The 17,113-nt window shown below is 35.9% G+C and carries 14 protein-coding genes; 6 read left to right on the top strand and 8 right to left on the bottom strand.

Translation table 11 applies throughout. The features are described from left to right. Nucleotides 1-4 precede the first annotated feature (4 nt). The 5 genes from PL8927_RS01965 (at nt 5) to PL8927_RS01945 (ending at nt 7,926) form a co-directional block, all read left to right on the top strand. On the top strand, nt 5-1,582 hold the full coding sequence (locus PL8927_RS01965) for a DUF2357 domain-containing protein (RefSeq protein WP_083617016.1): 1,578 nt from the start codon (nt 5-7) through the stop codon (nt 1,580-1,582). Next, nucleotides 1,572-3,140, top strand: a complete 1,569-nt coding sequence (locus PL8927_RS01960; RefSeq protein WP_083617015.1) for a hypothetical protein — start codon at nt 1,572-1,574, stop codon at nt 3,138-3,140. The genes PL8927_RS01965 and PL8927_RS01960 overlap by 11 nt, the downstream gene beginning before the upstream one ends. Further along, nucleotides 3,137-4,843, top strand: coding sequence for a phospholipase D-like domain-containing protein (locus PL8927_RS01955; RefSeq protein ID WP_083617012.1), 1,707 nt, complete (start codon nt 3,137-3,139; stop codon nt 4,841-4,843). Before PL8927_RS01960 ends, PL8927_RS01955 begins: the two co-directional genes overlap by 4 nt. Further along, the gene (locus PL8927_RS01950; protein ID WP_083617010.1) at nt 4,840-7,200 is read left to right on the top strand and encodes a pepsin/retropepsin-like aspartic protease family protein; all 2,361 of its coding nucleotides are present in this window, start codon (nt 4,840-4,842) and stop codon (nt 7,198-7,200) included. Before PL8927_RS01955 ends, PL8927_RS01950 begins: the two co-directional genes overlap by 4 nt. A gap of 273 nt (nt 7,201-7,473) precedes the next feature. Then, nucleotides 7,474-7,926: a DUF29 domain-containing protein gene (locus tag PL8927_RS01945; protein WP_197047286.1), complete on the top strand. Its 453-nt coding sequence runs from the start codon at nt 7,474-7,476 to the stop codon at nt 7,924-7,926. Nucleotides 7,927-8,418: 492 nt separating this feature from the next. Here the strand turns inward: PL8927_RS01945 and PL8927_RS01935 are convergent, their stop codons facing one another. After that, nucleotides 8,419-8,607, bottom strand: a complete 189-nt coding sequence (locus tag PL8927_RS01935) for a response regulator (RefSeq protein ID WP_083617003.1) — start codon at nt 8,605-8,607, stop codon at nt 8,419-8,421. 220 nt (nt 8,608-8,827) lie between these two features. On the opposite strand from PL8927_RS01935, the gene PL8927_RS01930 reads away from it, so the two are divergent. Then, the gene (locus PL8927_RS01930; RefSeq protein WP_156093067.1) at nt 8,828-9,088 is read left to right on the top strand and encodes a hypothetical protein; all 261 of its coding nucleotides are present in this window, start codon (nt 8,828-8,830) and stop codon (nt 9,086-9,088) included. Here the strand turns inward: PL8927_RS01930 and PL8927_RS01925 are convergent. The 7 genes from PL8927_RS01925 to iscB all read right to left on the bottom strand — a co-directional run. Continuing rightward, a complete protein-coding gene (locus tag PL8927_RS01925; protein ID WP_083617001.1) occupies nt 9,041-9,769 on the bottom strand; it encodes a DUF4335 domain-containing protein in 729 nt (242 codons plus the stop codon). The genes PL8927_RS01930 and PL8927_RS01925 overlap by 48 nt on opposite strands. A 24-nt stretch (nt 9,770-9,793) precedes the next feature. Further along, nucleotides 9,794-10,351, bottom strand: coding sequence for a DUF3038 domain-containing protein (locus tag PL8927_RS01920; RefSeq protein ID WP_083616997.1), 558 nt, complete (start codon nt 10,349-10,351; stop codon nt 9,794-9,796). A gap of 136 nt (nt 10,352-10,487) precedes the next feature. Continuing rightward, nucleotides 10,488-12,923 carry an endonuclease MutS2 gene (locus PL8927_RS01915; protein WP_083616995.1) on the bottom strand — a complete coding sequence of 812 codons (2,436 nt, stop codon included), beginning with the start codon at nt 12,921-12,923 and terminating at the stop codon, nt 10,488-10,490. Nucleotides 12,924-13,016: 93 nt separating this feature from the next. Continuing rightward, entirely contained in the window at nt 13,017-13,472 is a 456-nt protein-coding gene (locus PL8927_RS01910; RefSeq protein WP_083617126.1) for an EVE domain-containing protein, read from the bottom strand. Between the two features lie 5 nt (nt 13,473-13,477). Further along, nucleotides 13,478-15,634, bottom strand: a complete 2,157-nt coding sequence (ppk1, locus tag PL8927_RS01905; protein ID WP_083616994.1) for a polyphosphate kinase 1 — start codon at nt 15,632-15,634, stop codon at nt 13,478-13,480. A 177-nt stretch (nt 15,635-15,811) separates the two neighbouring features. Then, nucleotides 15,812-15,946, bottom strand: coding sequence for a response regulator (locus PL8927_RS28775; protein ID WP_269321999.1), 135 nt, complete (start codon nt 15,944-15,946; stop codon nt 15,812-15,814). A gap of 93 nt (nt 15,947-16,039) precedes the next feature. After that, a partial coding sequence (gene iscB / locus PL8927_RS01895) for an RNA-guided endonuclease IscB (protein WP_083616992.1) occupies nt 16,040-17,113 on the bottom strand: 1,074 nt, incomplete at its 5' end.

The raw sequence follows: 17,113 nt of genomic DNA, 5'->3' as shown, positions 1-17,113 counted from the left end.
GCAAATGAAGTTATATTCTAGTATTTTTGCTTATTTGAATCAACCACGTGAAGTTAGTATTGATCATCTTTTTGAAGCCAAAAATCGCCCCTATTTGGTATTGGAAACAGATGATATTTTATCCCGATGTCCTATGTTGATTGACCAAACCAATCAGGTCTATGAAATAGGTTTTCCTTGGTTAAATCCAACGGATTTAAAACATAATAATTGTCAACTTGAGACTCAGTTAAGCTTGGAAATTAACCTGCACTTATCTGTTTTAAAAATTCGAGGTGAAGTGTTAGATAGTGCTCCTATTGAAGAGGACAAGCAATTAGAAGAATGTAAAGATAAATTAGGCGATCGCTTAGATGACAAAGTTGCTCAACTATTACAAATTTTTACGGGATTATGTGAAAAGATTTTCACTAAAAAAGTAGGAAAAAATCAAAAAGTTCGAGTGCTGGAGTTACCCGAAAAGTTTCAACAATTCCAGACTGCTGATGCTGTTAAACCTTTAATTATTGCTTTATTAAATAAGTATAATTTAGACAAGAATTTACAAATTATTAGCCCTAAACTGAGACAACAACTCAGACGAAAAGCCGAATTAATGCCTGTTGGAAAGATTCAAGAAATGGATGCTTATTGTTTACGAGATTATACCCGTCGTCCAGGTTTAACCGCCGCAGAAAAAGCCGGATCTCGACAGGAATTAATGGGGATAAAACGTCACCAAGATTATAATACACCTGAAAATCAGTTTCTGATTTATTTTGCCGGACAAGTTCTTTACCGAGAATCAAATATTTATAAAATTTATCCAGAATATCCAGAATGTGAAAAATTTTATCAAACAATTAAACAGTTTAGACAACAACCAACTGTTCAACCGATTTTAAAAACTTTACACCGTTTTAAACCAGGGAAACCCAATTATGTGTTATTACAAAATCCCATCTATCATAGTTTTTATCAAGCCTATTTAGATTATATTGCCAAACGGTCAGAAAAAGAGAAGTTATGGACATTCAGAAATCAACTGTTAAAGGATGTGATTTATTTAGCATTTACCGCAACATTTTTGCGATTTAAAGATTCTTATGTTGAACCTTTAAGCTATTTAACAGGTTTTCTGAGTCCTAAACAGGGACAATATTTAAACCATGATGATCAAGTTTTCCCTAAAATTCGTGTATTTTTACGAGATAAAGTCTATGTATTTCAGATTCAAAAATTCAGAAATATCGAATTAGGAGATTGCTTAATGACGGTGGAAGTTCATGATTTAAATACATCGGAACTAAAAGTTAAAAAACTGCGATTTCCCATCTGGATATTTTGGTATCTTCCCTCAAAAGAAACTTTGAAACAAGCTGTTGAATATATTAAAGAATTACCAGATATTGAATCAGCGATTATCTTGTATTTACATAAACCGCCTAATTCTGGATCAGAAAAAGGTAAAATTCAACGAATTACTAATGAAAAAATTTGGGTTTTTCAAATTCCTGACCCAATCTTAGCTAATGGGTTTGAGCAAACGTTACAATTAATAAGTATTTTAATCAAAGATAAATTATTAAACTATGATCAATAAACAGCAATTTTGGCAAGGATTAAAAGCACAAATTAACGATTCTGAAATCACCCCAGAATGGCGTTTAAGTTTGTTAGAGCAGTTAGTTAAAACCCAAACAGAGTTAACATTACCGACGGAATTAATTGTTGAAACAATCTGTAACTGTGCGGTTTATTTACAAGAGCGATCGCAACTTAATTTTACCGCAGTTTATCCCGTTTTACAACTTTCTCCTCAACAAATCCAATCTTTAGAAATGGGATTATCTAATAGTCCGATTACGGTGATTTCTGGTTTACCCGCAACGGGAAAAACTCGCATAGCGTTGAATCTTGCGGATGCTGGGATTAAAGATGAAAAACGCATTTTAATTTTAAGTCATTATCCGAGTACATTAACCGTCTATCAACAATTACCCGGATATCCTTATTTACTGTCGGAAATATCAGGAAATCAATCAGCAATAATTGAACGTCTTCAGCGCGATCATTTAGCACAACCACAACTCAATTATTTACCGCTTTACTGTTTACCCGATACTGAATTAGAAAAGTTGCGATCGCCAGTTAAACTAGAAAGATATTTACCCTTAATTACCACCCAATCTATCCCGCAACTCACCCAAACTTTGAGTTTAGAATTTCCCGATTTAAGTACAGCAAGGTTAAACTGGTTTGCTTATCAACTCAAGAGATTAGAACCCTTATTAAGACAGCAAATTACTCTAGTTCAATCTTACCAAAATCTATCAAAAAATGCAATAGTAACTCTGGAGCAATATTTAAGTCAAAATCCCCTTAATCCTTTTTTAGCAACTGTTAAAGAATTTCTGGGTGTTGATGGTCAAACCCTCTGGGAAAATTTCTATGATTTAATTATTATTGAAGATGCTCAACAGTTAACCTGGTTGGAATTAATCTTAATTTCAGGATTAACCAATAAATTAGTATTATTAGGGGATGAAAATATCGGGTTTATTCCTGCTTCTCGGAATCAGAACTTTTTCCAGCGTGTTCTCTATGGTTTTCCTTGGTTATTGCAATATTTACTTCCTGCTTATACCATACAACTTTCAGAACAATTTCGTTTACATCCCGAACTAGCAACTACAATTTATGATAGGTTTTCCCATGAATGGATCTCAACAAATTTTCAACAAATGAGTGATTATTTTCCACAGTGGGAATATCGGTTATGGTGGGAAGATATTCCTAATCAACAGGAAGGAGAAAAAATATTAGAATTTTTAAAAAGTTTTGATTTAGAATTAATGCCAAAAATAGGAATATTAACCTTTTCGGAAATTCAGCGAGATCAGTTAATTGCTAATTGTCCGATTGACTATATTTCTGTTATGATTAAAACAGTTACAGAATGGCAAGGAAAAGAAGCATCTATTGTCTTAATTTGTTGTAGTGGAAATCCTAAACTTATTCCTATAGAACATTGGAAAATTGCCTTAACCAGAGGACAAAGTTACTTAATTTTATGGGGAGACTATGAAAAATGGACTCATGCAGTTTCCCTATTAAAACGAATGAAATTACCTAGAATTCGTCAAGGAGTATTATCATGAAAATCCATTATCAAATTCAGGGAACATTTTACCGTCAGTTGGAAGAAGGAAACCTTTTATCCGATGTATCTTTATGGCAATTATTACAAGAAATTCAAGCAGTTGCTACCCAAACTCACCGACGAACACCGCAGCTTTTACGTCAATCTTTTGGGTTACAATTTATCCCTAATTCAGTCTTAACGGATTTATTAAAAATTGCTAATGGAGTCACTCAGGATGATCAACTTTATCAAGTTTCTAGTTTAAAGCTATTATTTCCTAGGGAGTCTAACTTAAAAGAAAGCATTGTTAACCGTTATATTTATCAATTTATTAGTTCAGAAATTACCTTAAATTTGTTAGCAGATGATCCTCAATTTCCTCTGTTTAATGGTAATGAAACTCAACAAGATGGGAGTTATACTGTTATTTTAGATCAACCTTATTATCCAGGGTTATCATTAGAAATAGCCAAAAAAATATGGCAAGAGGCAGAAACTTTTTGGCAGAATTTACCCAATTATCAAAAAATTGATCGTTTCTTGAGAAACGTTGATACTCAGGAGGCAGTTTTTAGAATTAATGACCAATTAAGATTAGGGATAAATTGGCAAGAATTACCCTTGAGTTTAAGAGAAGCAATGATTAGTTTACGAGAAGGAAATACGGACATTTTCGATCAGTCAGAATTAACTCAACAATTGATTCAAGAATATCAAGAGCATTATAGGATTATTGTTAGTCATTTTCCTGAAAATCCTGCTCTGAAACCTAATCTTTCTCCTGTCAATAAAATTTGGGTAAGTCGAAAAAATCGTACTCTATTTCAAAAAATAATTGCTCAAGCGGAGAAGTTTTTACTAATTTCTAGCTATATCCTCGAAGATGAAGCATTAATTAATCAAATTTGTGAAAAATCAGCCACTCTACCGCAAGGAGTCTGGATATTAACAGATTTGCGGGATGAAGTTGTGGATAGAATTGATCAACAAGTGACGATTTCTAAGTATTTACCTGAACATTTTAAACGTGCTGATGAACGCAAAAAAGATTGTCTACGTCAATTATTAGATGCTAAAGTTAAGATCAGAAGCGGTGCATTTCATTTAAAAACTTGCATTTCTGAAAATAATTGTTACTTAGGATCAGTGAATTTGACAAGGGGCAGCTTAGATGTTAATTTAGAGTCAGGAATTATCTGTAAAAATAATGAAACTCATCAACAACTAATTAATGTATTTCGTTATTTTTGGCAATGTTCTAGTCGAGATCATGTAATTCCTGTATTGGGTTTTGATGGGTTTGAATTGCGAACTGTCAAACGTTATCGTCAAGAATCTTATCCGGTTTCTTCCACTTTACTAACTGCTGATCAATATTATAATGATCTTTTAAAAGAGTTAAGTAATTTTGCAGGAAAAGTCATAATTGTTAGTAGGAGTTTTCAAGCAACTGCTGAATTAAGATCCCAATTACAGCGTTTAAATACTATAATTTATATTGACCAAGAAATGAGATTTTTAGATTCGACTATCAATATTAAAAGAGTGAAAAATCTACACGCAAAAATCACAATATTAGGAAATAAAATCGCTTATATCGGCGGAATTAACTTTAATTTTTCTCTGAAACATCAAGGAAGTTATGATTTAATGTATAAAACTACAGATTCTCAAGAAATTAGTCAAATTATTAACACATTAAAAGGTTCAAAATCATGACTCAACTATTTAATTTAGAATCCTATATTAAATTATGTCAATATGCTTATCAGTTTGAATTAAATCCTGATGATTTAATTCATTCTCAGGGAAACTTACCCAGAAGATATAAACAAGAATTAATCACAGAATATGGAATGACTTCCTATCGAGTTGATCCCGTGATTTCAAATCATCGTAGTCAACAGTTAGAAATTAAAACTAATGAAAATAATTTTCTGGGTGAGGAGTTAACCCAAACCGGAATACAACGGTTATTTATTATTAGAGATACAATTGATTTATTAACTTTAAGTACCAGTCAATTTTTAAATTATCAAGAAACTTATTTATATCAAAGTGCTTATTATTATTGGAATTATTATCAACAACTGAAACATCTAAATCCTGATAAACCATTAATATTTATAGATTTAGATTGTTTTGAATGCGATCGCTTAATTCCCATTCAACGAGATCAGAAGGGAATTCCTATTCTTAATACAAGAGAACCGTTATTGATTCAAACGCCTTTTAATAGTGTTGAAACATACAATCAAATTTGTAGAGATATTTCTATCAAAATTTTAAATAACTTTTTCTCGAATAGTAATTTAGAAGAAAGTGCGATCGCTCATCTACAAAAATATTTACAAAAAATTGCAATATTTGAACAAATACCTTCAGAATCAAATACAGAATCAATGTCTATTATCGTTGAAATTATGTATTCTGAGCAAATTTATTATAAACAAGTCCAGTTAAATCTTGCAGATATTAATATTATTATTAATAATAGAGTTAATTTTTATGCTTTAGAACAACTACAACTAGCATATCCTAATTATCACTGGATTTTAATTTCTCAATATAATCGGTTTCCGATTATTAAACAGCGACTTCCGCAATTTTTATGCGTAAGTTCTGATCATCAAATTTTTCCTAGAGTGTGGGAAATGAAACAAAACTCTAATTTTCCCTTATTTGGGATTTATTTAGATACCATTGAATTTGAAATTGGAACAAAAGATGAACAGGGAAATCTGATCACTCAATGGATTCAATTATCCGATCAAACCATTTCCTACGAAGGTTCACCACGAACATTAAGAGGAACTATCCCCGAAACTAATCAAAATGAATTCTTAATTCGTAAAAATCTTGTTAAACTTCCAATTAAAGTCAATGGGGAAAAATTCTTAAAAAAAGGAATTCCACAAAATTATGAAATCTTGATTGAGAACTTCCCAGAAACAACACCAGATCGAGAAGATGTGGAAATCAAAATAAAAATAGAATTTATTCTCAAACTCAATGCACCTCCAGAATTAAAAGTTAGCGATGTTAACGAAACTTATAGAATTACATCAAAACTTGTAGATAGAGTTGAGGAATCCTTTGGTTATATTCCTTATCAACAGATTGTTAACAATCGGGGGGATCAATCAGACAAGCATATACAATACTTAAAAAACCCAGGACATCAAAAAAAGTACAAAGAATACTTGGAAGAAGTTAAAGCAGAACTTGGCAAAATATCTATTCCTATAGAATCAAAATCTAGCCAGGAAAAAATATTAGATAATCTCTTGAACTCCATTAATAAAAAACTTCCTAAACCTAATAATATTGATATTTTTCAAAATATTCAAACAGATAGCTCAGAACCAGAAGTTATTGAATTAAAGCAAATATTTGAAAATTCTGATTTTATTAAGCTACCTGATTTAATGATAAAATCCTATCCAAATTCTATTAATTTAGTAAAAAAAATGCTTCGATTTGTCGGTAAAATTTATAGATTTTCTGAACCTTTTAACCTAGAACCAGCTTTTGATTATTTCAAAGATAAGCTGACTACCAAACGAAAAAAACAAGTTATCAGACAAGGTAGCAGCGCATATTTTGAAAGTCTGGCTAGAACTGCTTTCAGTACCTCTCAGCAAAAACTCTACTTTGATTTATTTGAGGAGGAGTATAAGTTGACAAAGAATCAATACCTATGGGGATATGCAAGAATTTTATTGTGGTATTATAACTTTCAATCAAAGGCGGAAAATTTCAACTATAAAAATCATTTTTTGTTAATAACCAAGTATCTCCTGAGTAAACCCGCTAACCAATTTACTGAACAATATAAACAAAATGCCTTTTTAGCTTTATCTTATTTGCTAACATTTCGAGAAATTGATCCAGATTTTTTCAAAGAATATTCTCAAGAAAAACAACAAGCAATACAAGTAATTAAACACTTTGAAGATGAAAAAGTAATGTTAAACCAAGTGAGTCAAGAAAAATCTTTAAATCAACTATTCGCCGAACTAATAGAAGGAAAAGCATCTCAATCCGATATTGACGGAATGATTCAAGCAAGTTAAGTTTTAATTAATAGGGAAACTACACCTAAAATGATGGGGAGGTAATCATTAACGAAATTGGGCGGACAAAACTAGAGGAATCATGATAGGAAAGATTCTAAGACTTGTTTCTGTCATTCTGAATGGAGCGTCAGCGAAGTGAAGAATCTATCAGATACTAATAGAAATATCTCTAAGATACTTCGTTTCACTTAGTATGACATGATGAATCAATGGGCGATCGCTTTTCAACTGCGTTAAAATAAAATCCTAATCAAAATGTAGGTTATAATTATGACCAAAACTTCCTTAAAAACACTTTATGATGTCGATTTTGCACTGTGGATTGAAGATACCGTTAATCAGTTAAAATCTCGAAATATTGAAAACTTAGATTGGGAAAATTTAATTGAGGAGATTGAATCTTTGGGGAAGCGGGATAAACGGGAATTAGAAAGTTGGTTAACGATGTTATTTGAACACGCTTTAAAACGGTGTTATGTTCCGTTACTCAATTGTTATCGAGGCTGGGAAGTAACCATTTCTCGAACGCAACAGGATATTAAAAAACAGTTAAAGGATTCTCCAAGTTTGAGGAATTATCTACAAGAAAATTATCTTAATTGTTATCAGGAAGCTTTGGGAAATATGCAAATTGAATATGATGCAAAATTTCCTGATGTTTGTCCGTTTCCCCAGGATGTAGACAGTTTATTAACGGGGAAATTTTGGGAAACACCACTATAAAACCCTAATTCAAGGATTCTAAAAATGCTTGAACACTACCATCCGGCTGTAAAACTAACCGAATTTTCGGGGTTTTTCCTGACTCTAAGGGAGAAACAAAAGGTTTCCCAATTTCTGGAAAATCTAGTTGTTTTTGACGATTAACCGCAGGTTGACCCACAGGTGTAATAGTTTGTAAAGAACCATCAGAATTGAGTTTTAAACTATATTGTAAGGTGCGTTTTAAATTTTTAGGAGGATACCAAATATTTTGAAAATAGTTTCTGACTTCACTCACCTGCGGAATTTGATCAAATAGGGTGGTATCCTGTTGACGAGTGGCGGCAATTGTGGGCGGACGTTTATTCAGTTGAGCCAAATAATTCTGTTCATCTGGATCGGAATTTTCTGNAGCCACAAACTAGCGTCGCATTCGTGGGTATTATGATCCAGAAAACGTAGCCGTTAGGCTGAGGCTGGTCAGCTATCTAAAGTTGGAGGCATGAAGCCCCGTCACAAAGAGAGCGGGGTGCTGACATCTAATAAAATAGCATCGGGTTGATGGTGGGCAGCAAGGTTTAATGCTTCTTGACCACAACAGGCGGTAATCACCTGCCAACCTGCTCCCATTTCTAACCCTAATTTAGCGATCGCACGCACATCCGGTTCATCATCTACAATTAAAATTTGTTTTGGAAGCATAACATTTATTCCCTGAATCTGATTAGTCTTACTCTAATTTATTCCTCAATGGGTTTAGCCTGATTAATCAATATCTGCCATTCTGACAAGCCGATCTGTTCTAATAATTTTGATCTAAAATTCCACAAGTTGCCAGAGTCGAAGTACCATAGAAACTAGGGTTTATATCAAACCAAACCCACTCAAAACGTAAGGTTTGATGACGTTGGCGGAGGATGAGATGGCAACTAAATTGGAACGCCCAATTTTAATGACAGGGATTGGACTTTCTTTGGGTCTGTGGCTGTTGCAAAGCATTCAGCATTCAGCCTCGGAACTGGGGCAAATGGTGCTGTTTAGTTTAGCGTTAGGGAGTGCGGGACTCTGGTGGTTTCAGCAACAAGGGACAGAAGCTCTGCAATTGTCGCCTCCTCCAGTCCCTTTAAATCAGGAATTAGTGGAAAAAGCGATCGCCCAGACTCAAACTGGGAAGGGGTGCTAAGGTGGGAGGGGGTAAGGGAACCAGATTTGGGGGCGGAATTTTAACAGTTTGGGTGGGTTGGGTAGCGGTTTGAGTTTGGGGTTGTCGATAGAGATTAATCAGTTTAATTAAACCCGTTAAACAACTAATAGAAATAATAATAAATAAAATCGTTTTTAACCATTCTGAGTCAGTTTTTTCGGGAGATTTTAGATTAGGTAACTGGTCGGCTTCCGTTGTATATTCTTCTAAAGCATCGGCGAGATCAAAGAGTTGTAAAACGCTCAAGTGAACAAATGAAGCCGCAGAATTGTCGGATAAATTTCCTAAAAATAAATCATGATATAATAATCCATCGGGTTTGATTTTAATTTCTGATTGATCTCCATCAAAAACAACAAATGCTGGGGTATTTTCGGTAGAGGATTTGAGGTTAACTAGGGCTGGATAACGGGTTAAGTTTTGAGAAAAAGCGAGAAAATTTTGAATATAATTTTTAATAACTTGATAGAGGGTTTCTAGTTGAGTGCGATCGCCTTCAATGGTAATATGATCGGCATCGGGTAAACGGGGATCATCAAAGCAGAGTTTGAATTTAAACTGTTCTAAAATCGGTTGATGTTTTAGACGAGATATTAAAGAACGTTTCGCCTGAACTTCCAAGGTGCAAGTTGGGGGAGTATAGCGTCGAATAATCATCATAATGGCTTCACCGTTAAGGATAAACTAAACAGGGGACTCTATCAGCGTTAACCATAATTGTTGATGGCTATCCGGCTTACTATAAAATAATAAATCAATCAGTAATTTTATGGCTAGGGTATCCAAGTCTGAGGGGGTTTGAGGGTGTGGGGTCATCCATTGTTGATAACTTTGATTAAAGGTATCTAAATATTCTCGCAGCAATGTGACTTGACGAAACTCGGTTTTTTGGTGCGCCATTTGTTCTACTAACCCTAATGCACGACGAATTAACACTTGATCCTGTTGAGCAATATAACAAATAATCAGAACGAGCGATCGCATTTCTTCCGTAGATAAGGAATCTTGGTCTGATTTTTTTTGAAATAATTGAATTTGATCAGGAACATTAGGCTCTAATTTTAGCAGGTTTCCTACCTGTAAAATTGTTTCTAAAGGAATACCAATTAAGGCTTCAATTGCTAATAATAATAACTGAATTTGAACGGTAATTTTCCCAAATTGTTCGGGTTGAGGTTCGGGGTTTAAATCCTTTCGATTTGGGTTAAATTTTTGATCATCAGTAGAATCTGAATTCAACATTTTAAAGACCGCTTATTATATCCGAGAAGATCCCCCTAAATCCCCCTTAAAAAGGGGGACTTTGAGCTAATTCCTCGCTTAAAAAGGGGGGGATGAGGGGGGTCAGGGGAATCAACAAAGGAAGTTTCCTTTATTATTAATTCCTTAAATAAGCAATTGTAACACCAATTCCGCCATCATTCTGTAAAGCTAATTCAAATCGTTCTACTAACGGATGATTTGTCAAAAATTCATGAACTCCTTTTCTGAGTTGTCCTGTTCCTTTGCCATGAATAATCCAAATTGCTCCAAAATCATGAATTTGACCTAACATCCGATCAAGTTCAATTTCAGCTTCAGAGGTACGTTTTCCTCGGAGATCAATGGTATTTTTAGACGTTCTAACAATAGGTCGTTCTTGTTTTTGTTCCTTTTCGGGAATAGGTTCTTTTTTGCGTTCAGGGGGTTTCGGAATAGTCGGTTTTAAGCCTTCTAAGGACTCAATTTCGGCTAACCCTACAGTCATTTTCATTATCCCAAACCGCACCGTAATTTCACCGTCTGGAGTGGGCTCGCTTAGGACTTCTGCGGTTTGACCAAAACGAGGAATTCTAATCCGATCGCCCACTTTGGGTTTAAACTCTGGGGGTGGTTTTGGCGGTTCTTTTCGAGAGGGTAAATACTGTTGGGCAATTTGATTTAAAGCCTCCGTTGCTTGGGTGGTATCTTGACCCGTTGGGGTTCCTTGTTGTAAGCGCCGAATCACTTTGGCAATTTCCGCTTTCGCTTGAATTAATGTTTCTTGAATTGCTTTTTCTTGAACTTGTTTTAACTCCCGTTCTCGTTCTTTTAAATTAGCTGCTTTTTGGGCTAATTCTTGATGCAAACGTTCCGTATCTTTTAAGAGTTGACCTGCGGCTTGAGCTTTGGTTTCCTGTTGACGACGTTGAGCTTCTAAGCCTGCAATAACTTGATTAACTTCCTCCGAACTTTCCCCGACATAACCCGCCGCTTGGTCTACAATTTCTGGGTTTAATCCTAAGCGTTTAGCAATGGTTAAAGCATTAGAACGCCCTGGAATTCCCCATAATAATCGATAGGTGGGTTGTAAGGATTGTTCATCAAATTCAACGGAGGCATTTTCAAACCGTTCATCTTCATATTTTAACGATTTTAGTTCCCCAAAGTGAGTGGTTGCAATCGTTAATAAGGCATGATCTGCTAAATATTGTAAGAGGGCGATCGCTAAAGCACTACCTTCCGTTGGATCGGTTCCCGCGCCGACTTCATCGAGTAGAATTAAACTCGAAGATCGAGGATTTTCTTGATTTTCACCTTGAGGATTAATGGCGGCTAAAATCCGACTAATTCGACGAATATGACCGGAAAAAGTGGATAAACTTTGCTCGATGGATTGTTCATCTCCAATATCCGCTAAAACTTGATCAAACCAAGGCAATTCTACAGGTTCTTTTGCCGGAATAAATAATCCCACTTTTGCCATTAATGCGGCTAATCCAATGGTTTTTAAGGTAACGGTTTTGCCCCCAGTATTAGGGCCTGTAATCGCTACAACTCTGATTTTAGGATGGATCATTACATCAATGGGAACAACGGGAAATCCTTGTTCCTGCTGTTGTTGCCACACTAATAAAGGATGACGAAGTTGTCGCAATGTGATCGATTCGGGAGTTGAATTTTCTGAAGATTCTAAATCAATAAATGAGGGGGGATTTGCTTCTAACCATAGGCTATAACGCGCTTTAGCAACGGCTAAATCGAGGGTTGTTACAATCATTAATAAGCGTTCTAAATCGGGTTTAACTGCCCCGACTTGTTCACTTAAAGCCTGTAAAATAATTTCTTCTTCGGCTTTTTCTTGCCGTTGAATTTGTCTGAGTTGATTATTCAGATCAATCGTGGCTTTGGGTTCAATATAGAGGGTTGCACCCGTTGTTGAGGTATCATGAACAATCCCTGGAATTACATCTTTTTGTGATGCTTTAACGGGGATTACATAGCGATCGCTGCGTTGGGTAATTAACTGTTCTTGAACAGCGTTAGATTTGCGTTGAATAATGCTTTGAAGAATATCATAAATCCGATCTCTAAGACTGCGTAACCGTCCCCGAATTTCTCCTAATTTAGGACTAGCGCGATCGGCAACATCTCCTCGTTCATCAATACAGTGATGAATTTCCTGTTCGAGTTCAGGATAAGTTCGCAATTCTGAGACGAATTCTGTTAAAATAGGTACATCGGATTGATTATCAATACTGCGCCGTAACTGCCTTGCTCCTGCTAAAGTTGTGGCAATATTAAGCAGTTCATTTCCTGATAACATTCCATTGCGTTCTACCCGTTCTAAATAGACGCTAATATCTTCAATTCCTTCAAATTTTAAACCCTGTTGTCGGAGTTCTAATTTGTAAGTTTCTTGAGTTTGCGCTAACAGTTGCAGGGTTTGCTGCGGAGTCGTGGGAATGTGTAAATGCTGCGCCGCCACAGCAGCCAGTTTTGTCGCCGTAAAGGTGGATAAATGACGACATAACCGTTCCCATTCCAATAGTTCTAAGGTTTCTGTTTGAATCAATGCCTCAAAATTTAATAGTGTAATGTTTATATACTACATTATTGTAGCAGTTTTGGGGATTTTCTTCAATCCTCTTGGGGAGGAGAAGGAAAATCATGATGATTTTAACCTTAAAATTGTTTCTGCAACGGCGGGTAAAACAGGCATGACGGATAAGCGATTTCCCCGTTTAACAACGCCAAATTCTTCAGCATTAAAGGTTTGTTTGAGAGTATCTAAACTAATTAGAGCAGAAAATTGCTCCACAAATTCGACTTTAACCGTATGCCATCTAGGGGAATTTGGCGTTGCTTTGGGGTCAAAATAGGGACTATTGAGATCAAATTGAGTCGGATCAATCTGATGATTTTCAATAATTTTAGCCAGTCCCACAATTCCCGGAGGTTTAGTATTAGAGTGATAAAAAAACGCTAAATCTCCCCTTTGCATTTGCTTGAGAAAATTTCGAGCTTGATAATTTCTCACCCCGTCCCAAATTGAAGTGCGATCGCGTTTTAAATCCTGAATACTATAACTCTCCGGTTCTGATTTTATTAACCAATAATTTATCATTCTTAACTGTTTAAAGCGTTCTCCATGAAGATATTATGGGCGATTAATTCTGGGCTATTTTCTGCCGGATGACGTTGAATATATTGACCATCCGGTTTTAAATCCCAAGCTTTACAATTATCCGATAACATAATCCCTAAAATCTCTTCTAACTCTTTAGCAATTTCAGGATCTTCAATGGGAGTAATGGCTTCAACCCGGCGATTTAAGTTGCGAGGCATCCAATCTGCTGAACCAATATAAACCTCCTCCTTTCCGGCATTACTAAAATAGAAAATCCGAGAATGTTCTAAAAATCGTCCAATCACACTAATCACCTTAATATTATCACTAATTCCTTCTAAACCCGGACGCAAACTACACATTCCTCGAACAATTAAATCAATCCCAACTCCCGCTTGAGAAGCTTCATATAAGGTGGCAATAATTTCCGGGTCAACTAAGGAATTCATTTTAGCAACAATTCGACCCGTTTTTCCGTGATGGGCGTGTTCTGCTTCCCGACGAATTAAGTCTAAAAATCGTTGTCGCATATTCACAGGTGCAACTAACAATTTACGATAGGATTGTTGACGGGAATATCCGGTCAGAAAATTGAATAAATCTGTTAAATCTGCTCCCAACTCTGGACGAGCACTTAATAACCCTAAATCGGTATACAGTTTAGCCGTTTTGTGATTATAGTTTCCGGTTCCAATATGAACATAACGGCGAATTCCGTCCGCTTCCTGACGCACGACCATAACAATTTTGGTGTGAGTTTTTAAACCTACTAATCCATAGACAACATGAACCCCCGTTTGTTCTAATTTTTTCGCCCATTGAATATTATTTTCTTCATCAAATCGAGCTTTTAATTCGACTAAAACCGCAACCTGTTTGCCATTTTCTGCCGCATCAATTAAAGCCGTGACAATCGGAGAATCCCCTGAAGTCCGATATAATGTCATTTTAATCGCTAAGACATTAGGATCATGGGCAGCTTGATTAATAAACTGTTGAACGGTTGCCGAAAATGAATAATACGGGTGATGAACTAAGACATCTTTTTGTCGTAAAATTGCAAAAATATCTTTTTCATCTTCTCCCGAAGTCGCCGGAATAATATCTTCACTATCTTTCATCCAACGGGGTAAAGCAGCACTCCAAGGTTTATCTTTTAATTCGGGTAAAGGTAAACTGATAAAAGACATTAAATCGCGTAACCCCATTAACCCGTCTACCGTATAAATATCTTCCGGTTCTAACTCTAATTCATCTGCTAATAAATTGCGTAAATAGTCCGGCATTGAACTATTAATTTCTAAACGAACAACCGACCCCCCGACTCGACGTTTTCGCAATTCTTGTTCAATGGCTAATAATAAATCATCGGCTTCATCTTCTTGTACTGCTAAATCAGCATCCCGTGTAATCCTAAAAATGTAATAATCTTGAATATCCATTCCGGGGAATAAGGATTCTAAATTATGAGCAATTACTTGACCAATTGGAACCCCGATCCAAGCAGCATATTCCCCATTAGCTTGCACTCGTAATTCCTTGGGTAAAGCAATAAATCGAGGCAAAGAACTCGGCACTTTTACCCGTGCAAATAATTCTTCTTTGGTTTCTGGATTTTTGAGAACAACGGCTAAATTTAAACTCAGATTTGATAAATAGGGAAAGGGATGGCTGCGGTCAATGGCTAAGGGGATTAAAACCGGAAAAATCCCCTCTTCAAAATAACGCTGTAAATAAGTTCGTTGTTCTTGATTAAGATCAATATAACTTAATAAATGAATTCCATTTTGAGCTAATTCGGGTTTAATTTGTTGTTCAAAATATTGGTGTTGTTGAGCCACCATGGGTAACAACCGTTCATGAATGGCATTGAGTTGTTGTTGAGGTGTTCGACCATCGGGGGTAACTTTATTAACTTGAGCTTCAATTTGGCGCTTAATTCCCGCCACTCGCACCATAAAAAATTCGTCTAAATTAGAGCTAAAAATCGCTAAAAATTTCAGCCTTTCTAATAGAGGAGTCCGAGGATCTAAGGCTTCTGCTAAAACCCGACGGTTGAATTCTAACCAACTGAGTTCACGGCTAAGGTAATATTGCGGATCTTGAAGATTGATGTCTTTGGTAATTTTCGGCTCGGTTTTTTTAGATTTGGACATAATTTAGAAGTTAGAAGCAGATCTGGCAAACTTAATCCTTATTGTAATTCTGAATGGTTCAAATGGTTAAAAATTTAGTGAAGATTGAGCAAACGGGGAGAGATTCAGGTTAACAAATGTTTAAATTAGCGACATGAGATGAAAACCAGGAATCCCTACCTTGAAATCATCTTAATTTTAGCCCAGCCAATTCAGGGCTTGACTAATTTGTTCTGCTAATTTTAACGGACGAAAAGGTTTGGCAAACACAGCTGCCACATCCATCCCGGAAAAGTTTTCTCGTTCCCACTGTTGAGCTTTTGCCGTTACCAAAATCACAAGAAAAACATGGGAAGGTTGGAAGCCTCGTCTATAAGCGAGCGAGGAGGAAAACCGGGACAAAAGCGGTTTTAACCGCCTGTTTTTTTAGAATCCATAAGAATAACCATCCTTTTTATGAATTGATTGACAATATTTGTGACTAATTCCTGTTACTCTTCCATTTTGAGTAACAATATCAAAACTACCAGATGCACGGCAGAGAACTCGACCCAAATAAAAGCCTATTTTCTTGCCTTTAGTAACAACAGCTTTAACAATATCGCCCGTCTGAAAACCTTTATGAATCTGTATTCGTGAGCGATGTCGCGTTGGAAATCCGTATTGATCCGTACCACACATTTGACGAGTGCCACGTCCTGTTGCCTGAATCAATAAGGGTTTATTAGTTAACACCTTTAAAGTTTCAAGTTTCCCAACACAAGCTGCATCTAGCCAATGGGTTTTAGGTAGATTTAATCGAGTGCGGTTAAATTTAGTTAAACCACCGGAGCCAGTTGAAACAGATAAACCTGTTTCTTTTAATCGATTAAACAGTGCCCATCGAGTTGAGTTTACAGCAGTAGCATCTTTTAACGGTTGTTTAGCTTGTCTCAAAATCCGATGTAGTAAGTCAGGTTTACCCGATAGGAAATCTTGAATATCTTGATTTCCTTTCTTTTGATTACAGTCATGACAAGCAATAGCAAGATTAGAAATTCGGTCAGTTCCACCTTGGGATTTGGGGTGAATATGTTCTACTTCTAAGGGTACGTTTTCAACCCCACAGTAGGCACATTTTCTACTCCATTTTTCCAGTAAATATTGCCGAACTTCGTATCCCTGTAGCTCTCCTTGTTGGTACTCAATTCCAGAGATTTCAGGATTTTCAAGTTGCTGCAAGTCAAATCTGACTAACTCTTGAACAATTAAATCAATGGGTGTAAACCTAATTAATTTACTGACCCAAGTTAGAGTTGTTTCTACTCGATGTTGAAGACTGGGTGCTAACCAACCTTCACGCCGTTTTCGATTGAGAAATCGAGGTTGACGGTAACGAGTTTTACGGTTTCTTCGGGAACGACGTAATGAACGTCGAGATTCCAAAGACATTTTAATTGTTTGACCCCGATGGGTTAATTCTGCACCCCAAATTACTTTATTTCCCTGAACTAATGCAAT

The sequence above is a fragment of the Planktothrix serta PCC 8927 genome, from assembly GCF_900010725.2.
Lineage (GTDB): Bacteria > Cyanobacteriota > Cyanobacteriia > Cyanobacteriales > Microcoleaceae > Planktothrix > Planktothrix serta.
This window is presented reverse-complemented; position numbering and strand designations above follow the sequence as displayed.

Coding starts and splice junctions, on each gene's coding strand:
- PL8927_RS01965 (WP_083617016.1), top strand. CDS start 5: ATGAAGTTATATTCTAGTATTTTTGCTTATTTGAATCAACCACGTGAA.
- PL8927_RS01960 (WP_083617015.1), top strand. CDS start 1,572: ATGATCAATAAACAGCAATTTTGGCAAGGATTAAAAGCACAAATTAAC.
- PL8927_RS01955 (WP_083617012.1), top strand. CDS start 3,137: ATGAAAATCCATTATCAAATTCAGGGAACATTTTACCGTCAGTTGGAA.
- PL8927_RS01950 (WP_083617010.1), top strand. CDS start 4,840: ATGACTCAACTATTTAATTTAGAATCCTATATTAAATTATGTCAATAT.
- PL8927_RS01945 (WP_197047286.1), top strand. CDS start 7,474: ATGACCAAAACTTCCTTAAAAACACTTTATGATGTCGATTTTGCACTG.
- PL8927_RS01935 (WP_083617003.1), bottom strand. CDS start 8,607: ATGCTTCCAAAACAAATTTTAATTGTAGATGATGAACCGGATGTGCGT.
- PL8927_RS01930 (WP_156093067.1), top strand. CDS start 8,828: ATGGCAACTAAATTGGAACGCCCAATTTTAATGACAGGGATTGGACTT.
- PL8927_RS01925 (WP_083617001.1), bottom strand. CDS start 9,769: ATGATGATTATTCGACGCTATACTCCCCCAACTTGCACCTTGGAAGTT.
- PL8927_RS01920 (WP_083616997.1), bottom strand. CDS start 10,351: ATGTTGAATTCAGATTCTACTGATGATCAAAAATTTAACCCAAATCGA.
- ppk1 (WP_083616994.1), bottom strand. CDS start 15,634: ATGTCCAAATCTAAAAAAACCGAGCCGAAAATTACCAAAGACATCAAT.